This is a genomic window from Bacillus oleivorans (genome assembly GCF_900207585.1).
In the GTDB taxonomy this organism is placed as follows: Bacteria; Bacillota; Bacilli; order Bacillales; family JC228; genus Bacillus_BF; species Bacillus_BF oleivorans.
The window spans coordinates 236,708-251,502 of sequence record NZ_OAOP01000006.1; the positions used below are offsets into that span (position 1 = coordinate 236,708).

Below are 14,795 nucleotides of genomic sequence, written 5' to 3' on the forward strand. Positions count from 1 at the left end.
TTTAATACACAAAAACTAATTAAATCCTATCTTTTAATAAATACTCACAATACATAAAGTCTTCAATAGTGTCGATATCTACTGACCTTTCCCCTGGCATAACATAAGGAAAAGTCAACTCTTGTAAAAATGATTTTGTTTCTTTCAAAGACTCTGCCTTTGAAACATAAACAGCTCCATTTAATTCATATGTAACTGATGCTTTCTGCCGTTGGTAAGGGAAATCATTTTCTATAAAAAGGGGGGTTAAGTATCCATTATTATCAATCTTATAAATCCAGTCAGGTGGTGTTCCAGATTTAGTTACCGAAACACACGAATTCAAGTTATTCTTAACACATATTTCAATTGCATTATCGATATCTATAACTTTCCTTAAAGGAGAAGTAGGTTGTAATAAGACTATGTATTCATATTCTGGAAAATAGTCTATTGCATGAAGAATGGGTTCAATACCAGGTGTGTCATCTTGAGCTAAAGAAGCAGGCCTTTTAAAAGGTACATCTGCTCCCCATTCCTCGGAGACTTTCATTATTTCTTCATCATCTGTTGTAACCATTATTTTATCAAGATAAATAGATTTTTTAGCTACTTCAATTGTCCAAGCAATTAAGGGTTTTCCGCCAAGCAGTCTTATATTTTTCTTTTTAACCCCTTTTGATCCACCCCTTGCTGGTATGATCGCTAATACTTTTTTTCCATTTATCATTCAAAAACCCCCGAGTACTCAATATTTGCCTTTTCGAAATCATTTCTTTTCCCAATGTCTAACCAATACTCTCTAATTGGAAAAACACTAGTAATAAGTTTCTGCTTCATTAATTTCTCAAAAAGTGAAGGCATATCAAAATATTGTCCGTCGGGAATAAAATCTAATGCTTCAGGATTAAGTACATAAATACCTGCATTAACAAAATAGCTTTCTGTTGGCTTTTCTTCAATAGAGTATAGGGTGGTCCCCTCCATTTTCACCACTCCGTAAGGAACCTGATAATGGAATTCCCTTACACACATAGTTGCAACTGAATTAGTTTCCTCATGAAACTCCAATAATTGTTGGAAATTAACTTTCGTTAATATGTCTCCATTCATTACGATTATTGGTTTTGTTGGTTTTTCCTGAAAAAGGGACAATGCTCCTGCTGTTCCTAGCTTTTGGTTTTCTTCAAGATATTCTATACTTACACCCCACTCTAAACCGTTCCCAAAGAAATCTTTAATTAATTCTTTTTTATAATTTACAGAATAATAGAATTGATGAAATCCAAACTCTATGAAACTTTCTAAAATAGTTTGTAAAATAGGTTTGCTGCCAACGGTCAACATTGGTTTAGGAATAGTTTCTGTCAGTGGACGAAGTCGGGTTCCTAAACCACCAGCCATTAATACCACCCAATTTTCTAACCCATTTGAATCAAAAAATTGTTCTGAACTACAAATATCAATCACTTGGCCATTTTGGTTAACGACTGGAATATGACGTAACTTTTTTTCTACAAATAATCTTCTAAGCTCTTTCCTGGATCTATCTTTTTGAATTACGATAGGGGTTTTATTCATAATCAGTGTTACTGGTTCTTCAAGAGGTATCCCTTTTAGTATTCCTCTACGAACATCCCCATCTGTTACCGTTCCTAATAGCTTGAAGTTCTCATCAATTACGATAGCAAATTGAGATGAATTTTCATCAATACTTTTCATGGTTTCAATAATAGAAGTAGAAGGTGTCACGATTAGCCTTCTCCAATTATTCATCTGCTCACTTCCTTAGCTGGGGTTCCATATACTTTTTTATTGTCTGCTATATCATGAAGTACTAATGACCCTGCCCCAATCAGTACCTTCTTCCCAATATGAACATTTTGAATTACTGTTGCACCGGTACCTATATGCGTGCCTTCTCCAACAGTAATTCCCCCAGATAGAATTGTACCTGGAGCGATATGACAGTGTTTTCCAATTTCGCAATCATGATCGACACTAGCAAACGTATTTATAATCGTATTATCGGCAATTTCTGAAAAAGCTTGAATTACAGATCCTGCCAAAATCTGGACACCTTCCCCTAATGTGACAGACCCTGATATAACTGCAGAAGGGTGTATTACATTAGAAAATGAATAATTTTTTGACTTGAAATATTCAAATAGATTTTTACGTAGATCTGTATTTGTAACAGACCCAATAGCGTTAATTAGCTCAATTTCTTTTGGACTATATTCTAAGATATTATTATCTTTTCCTAAGTAAGGAATTTGATAAGGGTTCACTTCATGATCTGGAGCAACAAAACCAATAATATCCCTTTTTTGGAGTTGAAGAATATCTACTAGCACTCTGGAATGCCCGCCATTGCCAATGATAATAAGTGGTTTTTCTTTCATTTTTTAATAACCTCATCTTCTTCATATGCAGTATCAGCAGTTTTTCCAATGTAGTCCCAATAATAGTTTGGAGAAATACCTGTTCCTGGACGTTTCACAGTAAGGTTTTCTAACGAAAATACTTCCCCTTTTTCTATCTTCCTTGCTGCAACTAAACTTTTTCGTACCACATCTTTATTCTTTAGCTCTGTTGAGGTTGGTTTTTTTTCACTATGACCTAGTGCTTTTTCAATATGACGTATGGCTTGTATCATCTCTTTTAAATCTTCAGGTTCGAGAGAAGCTTTATGGTCTGGACCAGGTAAGTTTCTATCTAATGTAAAATGCTTTTCAATAATAGTGGCCCCTTTGGCCACTGCCGCAACCGGTACAAGAATTCCTTCTGAATGATCGGATAAGCCGATATCAAGTTGGAATTCCCTTCTCATACTGTCAATTGCATTCAGATTTATTTCCGCAAATGGTGTGGGGTATTCAGATGTACAGTGGAGGATACTAACTTTTTCAGCCAACAACAATTGGGCTTCCTTAGTGCTATAAAAACTTTTGACATTCTTATAATTGACATCCTTTTTCCCGGAATACCCATACGCTAAAAAGGAAAGAGCTGTGTGAATCTCCTGTATGCTTGCCATGCCTGTTGATACAATAACTTTTATATTTTGAGAAGCTATTTTATATAAGTATGGCGCATTCGTAATTTCACCTGATGGGATTTTAATCAAGTCTATTTCTAATTCTTTTATTAAAAAATCTACACTTTCTAAATCGAATGGTGTAGACAAAAACATAATATTTTTCTTATCACAGTAACTTTTTAATTGTCTAAAACTTTCATAGCTTAATTCTAGTTTTTTTAACATTTCAAACTGAGATGATGACTTGCCAATATTCTTAACTTGGTAATCTGCTTGTTTAGTTGTTTTCGTTACTAATTTTTCCGTCTTAAATGTTTGAAATTTAATTGCATCCGCATTTGCATCTACAGCTGCATCCACTAGTCGATAGGCTAAATCTATTGAACCATTATGATTGACCCCAGCCTCTGCAATAATAAAAGTTGGCATCCTATCACTCTCCGTCATAGAATTCTTTCATTGGTGAGTTAATAACTGTATTTTTCAAGATTTCAATAATTTTCATTGAAGTATCGCCATCACCAAATATTTCATATTTTTCCTTTTCTTGAAAGCTATACTCCATTGCTTTTCTAATCGTTTTGATGATTTCAATACTATTCGGTGAACAATCAAAAACAGATTCAGGTCTTACTCTCCCTTTTTGCCTGTCGCCAATATTTACGGTAGGTGTTTTTAAGTAAGGAGCTTCTAGCAGTCCGCTAGAAGAGTTTCCAACCGATACAGAAGCGTATTTAAGTAAACTTAAATAGCGGAGCTGCCCTAAAGAGTCAAACATTTTTCTTTTATTTAAATCGTTACTAACAAATTTAGCTATTAATTTATTGATTTCTCTACCATGATCATCAGCATTTGCCTTTGTAAAGATTATTGTTGCATTTTCAAAATGGTCTAATGCTTCTAATAGCTCTACTGTTCCTTCAATAGGATTTTGACTTAATGTTGTAGGATGATGGGTAATTAGAAATAATGGTTCTTGCAAACTTATCTCTAAAGATTCCTCTAATTCACATTTAGTTAATAGATTTAGTTTCTTAATATTCTCTACTCCTGGTGCGCCTACATTAAAAACCCTGCTTGGGTGTTCTCCTAATCTTATAACTCTTTTTCGGTGTTCATCTGTAGACACAAAGTGTAAATAACTCATTTTTGTAATTGCATGTCTTATTGAATCATCATAAGCACCAAAAGTTTTTTCTCCGCCATGAATATGTGCAATTGGAATTTTTAATAATAACGCCGTTTGCGCAACTGATAAAAGTTCAAATCGATCCCCTAAAATAATAATTAAATCTGGTTTTAATCGAGATAAAGATTCTGAAAATCCAATAGTACCCAAACCAACCGATTTGGCAACTGCTGTAGGAGTATCAGACGAGAGCAACATCTCAACTTTTTCATTAATAATAAAGCCATCTTCTTCGATCTGCTTGTAGGTTAATCCAAACTCAGGAGATAAATGCATCCCTGTTGCAATAATTTGTAGTTCTAAATCCAAATCTTGCTGTATTTTTTTCATTAGCCAATATAATAGCCCGTATTCTGCTCGAGTTCCCGTAATGATACAAATCTTTCTTTTTGCCATTCTTCCTACTCTCCTAGATAGGGACTGCTTGGAATGTTAACAATTTGCTTAAATAGTTTTTCTGTAACAGACAGATCAGACTTAGGGCAATTTTTATAAGGTGCTAACTTATGTAAAGGTGTCCAAGCTGGTCTTGACATGATTCCAAGTTGATTTAATATTTCCAATGCATTTTCGATAGAATGCTGTTGATCATCAATTAGTATTGTCTGAAGCCAATAATTGCTTTTAGAAAAGGATGGCTCTATAAATATTTCAATTCCACTATAATTTTCTATGATTTCAATGTATTTATTTACAAGGTTTCTTTTGTTTTGAATAAAGGAATCTAACTTTTCAAGTTGTGCGAGACCCAATGCTGCATTTATATTAGGCATTCGATAATTGTATCCTATATCGTCGTGTTCATATTTCCATGGATGAGGGACTTTAGCTGTTGTAGTCAAATGTTTTGCATAGTCTGCTAACTTTTCATCATTTGTAAGGATTGCTCCCCCTCCGCCAGTAGTTACAATCTTATTACCATTAAAACTCATGGCAGAAACCTTTCCAAAGCTGCCTGTGTGTTTTCCTTTATAGTAAGTACCTAATGATTCTGCAGCATCCTCAATTAAAATAAGGTTATACTGTTCACAAACCTCTATTAAATGATCCAGATCAACTGAATGACCAAAAGTATGCATGGGAACAATTGCTCTGATAACTTTACCGGTAAATTTATTAATACATACATTATTTTTTAATATTGAAATTTCATTTAGATAATCTTTTAGCTTTTTTGGATCAATACCTAGTGTAGTTTTTGAAACATCTACGAAATGAGGGGTAGCCCCACAATAGGATACAGCGTTCCCTGTAGCAATAAATGTCAATGAAGGGATTAATATTTCATCATTTGGTTGTATACCCACAGTTTTTAAAGCAATATGTAAAGCAGCTGTTCCATTTACAACCGCTACAGCTCTTTTTACTCCTGCATAATCAGCTAAAGAATCTTCAAATTTATTAACGTACTTGCCGACTGATGAAACCCAACCTGTTTCTATACATTCGTTCACGTATGGGATCTCATTACCGAGAAAAGTAGGTTCGTGCAATGGAAGAAAGTCTTTACTTGGATAAATCTGTTTAATCTTTTCCGCTATTTCAACCCAAATACTCATATATTATATACATCTGCCTTATAATGGGATAAGTTACTCTTATTCATAAACCATTCTGCAGTTTCTCTTAACCCTCTCTTAAAACCTTCTTTGCCAGCATACACTGGTTCCCAATTTAATAGCTGCTTTGCTTTTTGGTTGTTCGCCCATAATCGTTCAACTTCGCTTTTTTCTGGTCTTAAGCGGACATCATCTGTTTCAATTTCTATATTGGCATCCATTACTTCTGCTATTAGTCTTGCAGTTTCTCCAATTGAGACCTCAAAATTACTACCTATATTTATTACCTCTCCAATAGACTTTTCGCTTTTCATGATAGAGATGAAACCATTTACTGTATCTTTGACATAATTAAAATCACGAGTTGGGTGAAGCGATCCTAGTTTGATTTTTTGTTTACCTGAAGCAAGCTGTGTAATGATTGTTGGAATAACCGCACGGGCAGATTGTCTAGGGCCATATGTATTAAAAGGTCTAATAATGGATACTGGTGTCCCAAATGAACGGTAAAATGACAATGCCATTTGGTCCGCACCAATTTTGGAGGCAGAGTATGGCGATTGTCCTTGAAGTGGGTGTTCTTCATCTATTGGAACATATTGTGCAGTTCCATAAACCTCACTTGTTGAAGTGTGAACAACTTTGGAAACATTTAATTCTCTAGCTGCTTGTACTACATTTAATGTTCCTTTAATGTTAGTATCCACATAAGTATCAGGTGAATGATAAGAGTAGGGAATAGCAATTAATGAAGCCAAATGTAAAACAATGTCGCACCCTTTCATAGCCTCTTTGACGCCATAAGGGTCTCTAATATCACCTGAAAATACTTCCAATTCATTTTTTATAGAATCTGTTGAAGAATCTAACCATCCCCAGGAATTAAATGAATTGTAATATACAAATGCCCGTACATTATATCCTTGTCGAACCAAATCTTCTGTTAAATGAGAACCAATGAAACCATCGGCTCCAGTGACAAGTATTTTACTTTTTGTATTGCCCATCATGATACCCCTCTATTGATAAATCTTTATACGATCGTCTTCTAGTACTTCTTTAAGATATTTTTGAATTTCCTCAACTAACCCTATAATATCTTTTACCATTTCAATACGATCTTGGTTGGAAACTATTTCTTTTTCAAAAGTATATTCAAATTTATTGTTAAGTTTTTGAACATAAAAAGATAATTGTTTTAAAAAAATTTCTTCAATGATTTTTTGACTTCTCAGTTCTTTAAATAACTTTAATACTCTCTTTAAATCATCTAGAGATACGGCATTAATATTTAGTTTATTTAGTTTTTTTAATATTTCATTAACCTTTTTTTGTGCATTAGTAATTTCAGTAACGAACAATTTTATTGTATCCGTATATTTCCCAGTATTCTTATGTAAAATATCTTCAGTTATTATTTGTCTTTTTCCCCCAAAGATATTAACTGATTCAACTGGTACATATTCTACACCTTTAATTTTTGCTCCATTTCTTGATAGATTATATATTTTGATTCTTTCCTTATCTAAAAGTCCAACTATATCATTAAAGGATTGTAGGTGGGCGTATAATAAGTAAAGTGTAGCCACCTTTGAACCATTATTACCATCAACAAACAACTGAGCTTCAAAGTTATTTGTATTTTGATGTACTGTTACACCTTTAGAATAATATTCTCCATTTATTAATGCTAAATCTTGACCAATAAGGTATACCTTGGAAAATCCAAGGTAATATAAAATTTGCAAAGTGAATACCGATACTGATGGAACAGAAGGAAAGGCTGGGACCTCTTTTCTAAATCGTGTGGTAATAGAATCAATATTTAAATTAGCTAATATAAATGGTCCACCATGATTTTTTATTATATTTGAGTTCGCCATTCCACTAACTATTAGTGTCCCTGTATAGTTCACCTCTTTAAAATGAGAAGTAAAGTTCTTTATACTAGAATCCATTACAGTTACAAAATCAGGGGTTATATTATTACTTAACAATCCTTTTAAAGCCGATCCTGCAGCGAAAATATGTACCTTATCTTTCACTTTTTTAATAAAAGGGATATTTTCATTTAAAGAAGGACCTGAAGCCACTAATAATGCAGTTTCACCTGCAAACTTATCTTTAAATTCACCTAATGAAGAATGTGCCAGAGTATACTCTAAATTTAATAATGGTTCAATAATCCAATCTTTTTTAAAATATTTTTCTGTGTTTTTATTGACTCGTAGCATAATAGAACCATCTTTTACTATGCTTATAATTTTGTTTAGAAGATCACTATTCGTTTTTTCATATCGCGGATGAATTAAAATATTTGAATATAGTCCTAAAAACCTTTTTATATATCCATTGATAATCAAAGAAGTAATATCTTTGAGGTAGTAAAAGGAAATATTATCACTATTTTTAATTATTTCAATTGTACTCTCATCAAGAATTACATCTTCAAAAGGTTCAATAATTAAACAATGAATAAAGTCATTATTTTTAAGTTTTTTCAGAAAAGCGCCATTACCGATACCAATAACTATATTTAACTGATCTGATTTTATTTGATTAATAAACTTCTCAGCTTCTTTTTCTGAAGAAAAGGTAGAATTTAAATGTATTTTTCTATTATTTTTTAGTTCATTATATACAAAAAAAGTTTCATCAAACTCTTTGATTTTTTCAATTTTATAGTTGTTACACATCTTAATGATACTGCCTTTCTAACAAGTTTTCCTTAAAGTCAAATAACATTGGGATTAATTCATATTCCATGACATCTATGATAAACTCAATATCACCTTTCTCAATTCGAGATATTGACTTATTTGTAATTTCGTTAATCTGCTCAGGGGTTAAAAATTCAATATCAAAATGTTCAGCAACTTTTACAATTTCAATCATTGAATTAATTAGCTCAATGTATGAATTGATTATTTTTTCATTATTATTAGATTGGGATATCTCAGAAAAATTCTTTTCCACCCTCTTTATATAATCTACCATATCATTTACAATCTCTGTCTCTAATTCGGAGACGCTTATGGAATCAAACTTATAGGATGGATTACTAGAAATTATGTTTTCGATTTCCTCTTCAGTTAATGGCACACCTTTACTATTAGTTAAAACAAGCTGATTCTCATGTAAATAAAACTTTATTTCTTTTAATAAATTATCGATTCCATTTTTCGAAGAAAATTTCTCTTTATTGATAATAAACATTTTTCCACCCCATTAAAGAATGATAGATAGCCAAAAGTGGCTATCTATCATTTTACCATTATTTTTTTTATTATCGAAGTAACTGAAGTACTCCCTGTGGTTGCTGATTTGCTTGAGCTAGCATAGCTTGCGCAGCTTGTGAAAGAATATTGTTCTTCGTAAATTCCATCATTTCGCTTGCCATATCAACATCACGAATACGTGATTCAGCAGCTGTTAGGTTTTCTGAAGAAGTACTTAGATTGTTAATAGTGTGTTCTAAACGGTTTTGAATAGCACCAAGGCTAGAACGTTGGCTAGAAACTGAAGCAATTGCAGAATCAAGTAAAGCAATAGCACTATTTGCACCAGATTGAGAACTTATTGTTAAAGCATCAATACCTAAAGCAGTTGCACCCATTGTACCAATTGTAATAGATAATGTTTGACCTGTATTTGCACCAATTTGAATCAACTTAGCTGAAAAAGATCCATCCAATAGTTTTTGAGTGTTAAATTCAGTGTCAGTAGAAATTCGGCCAATTTCTGTTCTGAGTGCTGCAACTTCTTTTTGAAGTTCCGCACGGTCAGCGTCAGTATTAGTATCGTTCGCAGACTGAACAGAAAGTTCACGCATACGTTGTAAAATTGCATGAGTTTCGTTAAGAGATCCTTCAGCTGTTTGGATTAATGAAATACCGTCTTGTGCGTTCTTAGTTGCCATTTCCAAACCGCGAATTTGTCCACGCATTTTTTCAGAGATCGCTAGACCAGCAGCGTCATCTCCTGCACGGTTGATACGAAGACCTGAAGATAATTTTTCCATTGAGCTTTGTGCAGCTGCATTGTTACCAGTTAATTGACGGTAAGTGTTTAACGCTGCAATGTTGTGATTAATTCTCATTATTATTTCCTCCTTGAAATGTGAGCGAATCACGTCCCTGTGATTCGTCGTTCTTATTTTAGAGATTGCTCTAAGGTCGGCCGCCCTTTTTCAACCTCTTACACTGTTTATATCGACTTGAACCGTCCGATTTTTATAGTTATGTATAAATTTTTTTACAGGTAAACAAAAACCCCTTTACTATTGAAAGGAGTCTCTCTATTTCTCTTTTTGCTCAATAATTTTCAATAAATCCCCTAAAACTAGTGTAGCCTGTTTATTCTCTTCTTCAATCATATCCAATATTTCCTTGCGAACAATCTCAATATCCTTCGGGGCTTTGATGCCAATTTTGACTTGATCGTTTTTTACGGACAAAATGGTGATCTCAATGTCATCCCCAATTTGAATAGATTCTCCGTTCTTCCTTGTCAGGACTAACATACACTCACCCCTTAGTTCCAACCGATTTTTCTCTATATAACCGGTGTTTGGTGTGATAGGTATCAACATTGAGTACAATTTGTTTTGCCATTTTTTTAGAAACATTAATAACAACTGGGGCTTGGAGATTTACTGTTGTTTCCTTAAAAGGATCTTTTACCGTTAATATGGTTAGAACTCTTACTTCAGATGGGGACTCCAATTCTAATACTTTTACAGTCGCTTCATCCAGTTGAAAGTCATAATCCGGATAAAACAAAAATGGGTCGGTTACGACAAATGCTAGTTCTGAAGTATTTACAGACTGGAGGATTAAAAACACCTGATCGTCAGTTAGTGGCAATAATACAAATTCTGTTTCATCTTCAAATCCTGGGATTCCTTTTGGAAACTGAATCACTTCAGACGCATTTACTTCTCTTTCACCATGATATCTGGTTACTAACTTCATTTACACTCATCCTTTATATAGTGGTTTCAAATCCAATTCCAGCATTTGTAAGATTAACGAAATCAATTTTTACATCTGGGTATTGTTCCAGTTGATAGGTAACAGAACCAGGTTTATAGGAAATGATAGGTTTTTGAGGTGTAATATTGATTACAGGTTCTCTCGGCTGAGCTTGAATCTCAACATCACCGGGCTCATAATTGATTTTTACACTAAAATGGGACGGAATCCAGCCAATATTGTAGTTTAATGTTTCAGGTTTTACCTTCTGATAGGCAATGTTTGCTATAGCGTTCCCGCCATTTTCAATTTTCATCAGCTGGTTGCCTTCTTGAGCACGACGGGCAATTCCCTCTAACCAAGCTTGTTTGCCTTCTTGGGCAAAAATCTCAATCGACCGTAAGGGGGAATAGAGTTTCATGTCTTCCCATGCTTGTGTTTGGTCAATGGTTAATTTCCCTTTTCTAGTCTCTATATTCAATTCTGCTTGAGGCTGCCTAATTTGAACATCTGCTTGAGGCTGTTCAATTTCCTGAATGGCATCATTCGTGTGAATATTTACTATCACCGGTTGACTCTCTATTCGAATTTGTGGAAGCTGCAATCGTTTAACCTCCTTTAAGAATAAAAGCTATTCAGTTAAGAATAGCTTTTATCGTAAAAAGTCTAACAATGTTGGTTGAATGATTCTGGATCCAACTCCAAGTGCAGCACGGTGCACACTTTCTTGTACCATCAAATCGGTGATAACCCGTTCAATATCAACGTCCTCATTATCAGATAGAATCTTATTAGCCATTACTTCTTGCTGACCGATGCGAGACTCAACCATTTCCAGACGATTGTAACGAGCACCCAGTTCTGACCGTTCTGCATTGAGAGTCTCTAAATGTCCGTCTAAGTCACCTAAAAGTTGATCTAAATCACCAGTTCCCGTTCCTTTTAGGGTATCTTCAATAGACTGAATCGTATCAAATAAACCTTGACTAAATATATTTTGAGCGTTTACGTTTGCAGTTAAACGAACACCATTTGAAATCTCTACTTGGTATGGTTCAGTATTTATTGAAACTTGAATTCCTAATACCGGGTCATTTTTTACCGGAGCTATATCTACATCTGTTCCGTTAAAAATATATCTCCCAGAAACTTTTGTATTGGCAACGGACATAATATCTAGCTTCATTTGCTCAATTTCTTTAGAAACAGCTTGCTTGTCATCTTCACTTAATGTCCCGTTTTTCCCCTGAATCACAAGCTCACGAATCCTTTGCAATGCACTATTCGTTTGATCAATACCTGCTTCAGAGTTATCCATCCATAAATAGACTTCTGAAAGATTACGCTGGTACTGCTCAATTTGACCAAGATTGGAGCGATAGTTCATGCCCTTCATCGCAACAACAGGATCATCGGATGGGCGGCTAATTTTATTCCCAGTAGATAGCTGATCCTGATACTTACCTAATCGAGCATAGCTTTCGCTTAAATGTCGGAGTGAGTTATTCGCTAGCATGCTTTGTGTAATTCTCATTTCCTATCCGCCTACCTTCCGCCAGTTCCCATACCGTTAATAATTTTATCAAGCATTTCATCGGTTAATGTAATCATTCTTGCAGCTGCATTATATGCATGCTGAAACTTAATCATGTTCGTCATTTCTTCGTCGAGGGATACAGAGCTTGCTGACATTCGTCGTTCTTCAACGGCTTGTCTTAAAACTCCGCTGTTTTGTGATAAGCGAGTCGCTTCTTGAGATTCAACAGCCATATCGCCAATTACCGATTCGTAATAGGTACGTAAACTGGCTTTCTCATTATTTAAACCGTAATCAAAATCTACATTAAAAACATCCGCTAGGTTTAAAACGTTTGTCATGTCACCAAGGTCTGCTTCTGCTTGCCCGTCAGGTGCTCCAGGATTCGTCTGCACAGCATTGGCGATATTATCTAAACTGTCCAAAATTTCTTGGGAGATACCGATTCGTGAAGCAAATCCATCTCTACTAGTAATTGCTCCATTAACATCTACATTATCGGCAAAGAAGTTAATGTTACTATTAGTCTTTGCAGCTATTTCATTCGGACCCATACCAGCCGCATGAACCTTATTGAACTCAGTCGCAAACGTAAAAGCTAAGTTATCAAGCTCTGCTAACATTTTAGGGAAAGTACCAGCTTCCAATCCTGCAGCATCCTGATAACCAAACCCCTCAATCAATCCCTTCAACTGCCCTTGCGAATCAAAATCCGTAAAAGCAATCTGCTTGCCGCCTACTTTTACAAAATCAACCGATCCATTCGGACCGCCGAATGTAATATCAATCTCATTGTAACCTGCAGGTCCGACTAACACTGCCATATCTCCGCCTGCTTCGTTTGCAAGTTTCACTACAGCTTGTCCCATTGCACCAGGGGCTGGGTCACCACCTGATTCAACGTAATCTACATTGATCTTAACCATGGACGAAAGCTCATCGATTAATAAATCACGTTTATCATATAAATCATTCGGCAAATATCCATGCGGCTCAACACTGGCAATCTGTGCGTTCACCTGCGAAATTTGATCGAGCAAGGAATTAACCTTATCCTTCGCAATCCCAATCTCAGTTTTTAAGTCAGTTTTGATCCCATTTAATGAATCAGATAAATAATTAAACGTCTCAGCTAAAGCAATCCCGCGCTGGCGCACTACCGAACGAGCCCCAGCATTGGTCGGGTTCACCGCTAAATCCTGCAGCGACTGCCAGAATTGATCGATCGTATGAGATAAACCAGACTCAGACGGTTCATTCAAGATTTCTTCCATCTTTTGCAGGGCGTCTGCCTTAGTGCCCCAGTATCCGACTTTGGAGTTTTCTCCGCGGTACTGTACATCAAGAAAAGATTCCCGAATTCGCTGAATCGAACCCGCTTTAACACCAGATCCGAGCTGCCCTGGATAGTCTGGTCGGTTCATCGCTGCGGATGGATATGGTTCGGTTTGCGTAAACTCTACCCGCTGTCTGGAGTAGCCTGGTGTATTAGCATTGGCAACGTTATGTCCGGTTGTATAGAGCGCGCTTTGCTGGGTGAACATCGCACGCTTTGCCGTTTCAAGTCCGTGAAAAGTAGAAGGCATTGCTGTTCCTCCTTAATGGTTTAGTCCAAATCTATGCTTTAGTCTGAAACATCCCAGCAGGGACGGTAACTTTCGGTTTATGTCCTTTAGGAGGACCGTAATTAATCGATTCTTCCTTTGGCCGAAAAAGATTTAAGCTCACATGGATAAATTGTAAAGATTGCTGAATGAGCTCATAGTTTAAATTATTTTGAATCTCAATTTGCGCAATCACTGCCTTCAATCTTTCTTTTAAATTACTAAGTCTATCTTGCTGCTCATGAGAAAGATAGGGAAGGCAATCCTCTAATGCAGGATTTTCCACCAAAGGAACAATTGTTTGAGAAGCGGCTTGTCTTTCCTTTTCCGCACGGTCTAGTTCCAGAATCAATTTTTGTTCTTGTTTCAAAATTTGCTGGAGGTTCTCCATGTCGCCTTTTTTCACTGCTTCAGTTTTTTGTTGGGATAAGGCTAGTAATTCTTCATGAAGCTGAAGCATTTTTTCTAGTTGGGTCTGCAATGCTTGCTCAGACATGGTCTTCCCTCCCTTTCATTAGTTCTTATGGTTTCTGAAAAAATCAACTAAACTTTTAGCGACTTTTTCAGGCTCGACTTTATAAGTACCATTTTGAATTTGTGTTTGAATCGCTTCGATTTTTTTCTGACGGTCCACCACAAAAGTAGACTGCTGTTGAAGCTCTTTCGCTGTATGAGAAATTTCAATTTTATCAGAACCTTTTGGCTGCTGCTTAAGGATAGACTCTTGCTTGGCAATTGTCTGCTTATAAGGATTCATCCCCGGAGATCCAAAGTTGTGTATTTTCAAAGTTATTACCTCACTTTCTTATTCGAAAGCACTTTTCTATCTCTATTATCGGACAATTACTCAGGATGTTTATATATTTTTTAATTACAGTTTAGTGACAATGATTACCATAAAAAAACAAGGG

Annotated in this window: 17 protein-coding genes; all 17 read right to left on the reverse strand. The window is 35.3% G+C overall.

The window, feature by feature from the left end; translation table 11 throughout:
* Positions 1 to 19 precede the first annotated feature (19 nt).
* A complete protein-coding gene (locus CRO56_RS14800) occupies positions 20 to 709 on the reverse strand; it encodes an acylneuraminate cytidylyltransferase family protein (protein ID WP_097159389.1) in 690 nt (229 codons plus the stop codon).
* Positions 706 to 1,755, reverse strand: a complete 1,050-nt coding sequence (locus CRO56_RS14805) for a nucleotidyltransferase family protein (RefSeq protein ID WP_097159390.1) — start codon at positions 1,753 to 1,755, stop codon at positions 706 to 708. Before CRO56_RS14805 ends, CRO56_RS14800 begins: the two co-directional genes overlap by 4 nt.
* Entirely contained in the window at positions 1,752 to 2,384 is a 633-nt protein-coding gene (locus CRO56_RS14810) for an acetyltransferase (RefSeq protein ID WP_097159391.1), read from the reverse strand. The genes CRO56_RS14805 and CRO56_RS14810 overlap by 4 nt, the downstream gene beginning before the upstream one ends.
* Complete coding sequence (gene neuB, locus CRO56_RS14815) at positions 2,381 to 3,451, reverse strand: N-acetylneuraminate synthase (RefSeq protein ID WP_097159392.1); 1,071 nt, start codon at positions 3,449 to 3,451, stop codon at positions 2,381 to 2,383. The genes CRO56_RS14810 and neuB overlap by 4 nt, the downstream gene beginning before the upstream one ends.
* A gap of 4 nt (positions 3,452 to 3,455) precedes the next feature.
* Positions 3,456 to 4,607 (reverse strand): UDP-N-acetylglucosamine 2-epimerase, encoded by a 1,152-nt coding sequence (gene neuC / locus CRO56_RS14820; protein WP_097159393.1) that lies wholly within the window; start codon positions 4,605 to 4,607, stop codon positions 3,456 to 3,458.
* A gap of 5 nt (positions 4,608 to 4,612) precedes the next feature.
* Positions 4,613 to 5,770: a LegC family aminotransferase gene (locus tag CRO56_RS14825; RefSeq protein WP_097159394.1), complete on the reverse strand. Its 1,158-nt coding sequence runs from the start codon at positions 5,768 to 5,770 to the stop codon at positions 4,613 to 4,615.
* A complete protein-coding gene (locus CRO56_RS14830; protein ID WP_097159395.1) occupies positions 5,767 to 6,777 on the reverse strand; it encodes an NAD-dependent 4,6-dehydratase LegB in 1,011 nt (336 codons plus the stop codon). Before CRO56_RS14830 ends, CRO56_RS14825 begins: the two co-directional genes overlap by 4 nt.
* 12 nt (positions 6,778 to 6,789) lie before the next feature.
* Positions 6,790 to 8,466 carry a motility associated factor glycosyltransferase family protein gene (locus CRO56_RS14835; RefSeq protein ID WP_097159396.1) on the reverse strand — a complete coding sequence of 559 codons (1,677 nt, stop codon included), beginning with the start codon at positions 8,464 to 8,466 and terminating at the stop codon, positions 6,790 to 6,792.
* Between the two features lies 1 nt (position 8,467).
* The gene (locus CRO56_RS14840; RefSeq protein ID WP_097159397.1) at positions 8,468 to 8,986 is read right to left on the reverse strand and encodes a hypothetical protein; all 519 of its coding nucleotides are present in this window, start codon (positions 8,984 to 8,986) and stop codon (positions 8,468 to 8,470) included.
* Between the two features lie 70 nt (positions 8,987 to 9,056).
* On the reverse strand, positions 9,057 to 9,869 hold the full coding sequence (locus CRO56_RS14845) for a flagellin N-terminal helical domain-containing protein (RefSeq protein WP_097159398.1): 813 nt from the start codon (positions 9,867 to 9,869) through the stop codon (positions 9,057 to 9,059).
* A 198-nt stretch (positions 9,870 to 10,067) separates the two neighbouring features.
* On the reverse strand, positions 10,068 to 10,292 hold the full coding sequence (gene csrA, locus CRO56_RS14850) for a carbon storage regulator CsrA (protein ID WP_097159399.1): 225 nt from the start codon (positions 10,290 to 10,292) through the stop codon (positions 10,068 to 10,070).
* Positions 10,293 to 10,296: 4 nt separating this feature from the next.
* A complete protein-coding gene (gene fliW, locus CRO56_RS14855) occupies positions 10,297 to 10,743 on the reverse strand; it encodes a flagellar assembly protein FliW (RefSeq protein WP_097159400.1) in 447 nt (148 codons plus the stop codon).
* A 13-nt stretch (positions 10,744 to 10,756) separates the two neighbouring features.
* A complete protein-coding gene (locus CRO56_RS14860; RefSeq protein WP_097159401.1) occupies positions 10,757 to 11,347 on the reverse strand; it encodes a DUF6470 family protein in 591 nt (196 codons plus the stop codon).
* 48 nt (positions 11,348 to 11,395) lie between these two features.
* Positions 11,396 to 12,277 (reverse strand): flagellar hook-associated protein FlgL, encoded by an 882-nt coding sequence (flgL, locus tag CRO56_RS14865; protein WP_097159402.1) that lies wholly within the window; start codon positions 12,275 to 12,277, stop codon positions 11,396 to 11,398.
* 11 nt (positions 12,278 to 12,288) lie between these two features.
* Complete coding sequence (flgK, locus tag CRO56_RS14870; RefSeq protein ID WP_097159403.1) at positions 12,289 to 13,866, reverse strand: flagellar hook-associated protein FlgK; 1,578 nt, start codon at positions 13,864 to 13,866, stop codon at positions 12,289 to 12,291.
* Positions 13,867 to 13,897: 31 nt separating this feature from the next.
* Positions 13,898 to 14,380: a flagellar protein FlgN gene (locus CRO56_RS14875; RefSeq protein WP_097159404.1), complete on the reverse strand. Its 483-nt coding sequence runs from the start codon at positions 14,378 to 14,380 to the stop codon at positions 13,898 to 13,900.
* An 18-nt stretch (positions 14,381 to 14,398) separates the two neighbouring features.
* A complete protein-coding gene (flgM, locus tag CRO56_RS14880) occupies positions 14,399 to 14,671 on the reverse strand; it encodes a flagellar biosynthesis anti-sigma factor FlgM (protein ID WP_097159405.1) in 273 nt (90 codons plus the stop codon).
* Positions 14,672 to 14,795: the final 124 nt, after the last annotated feature.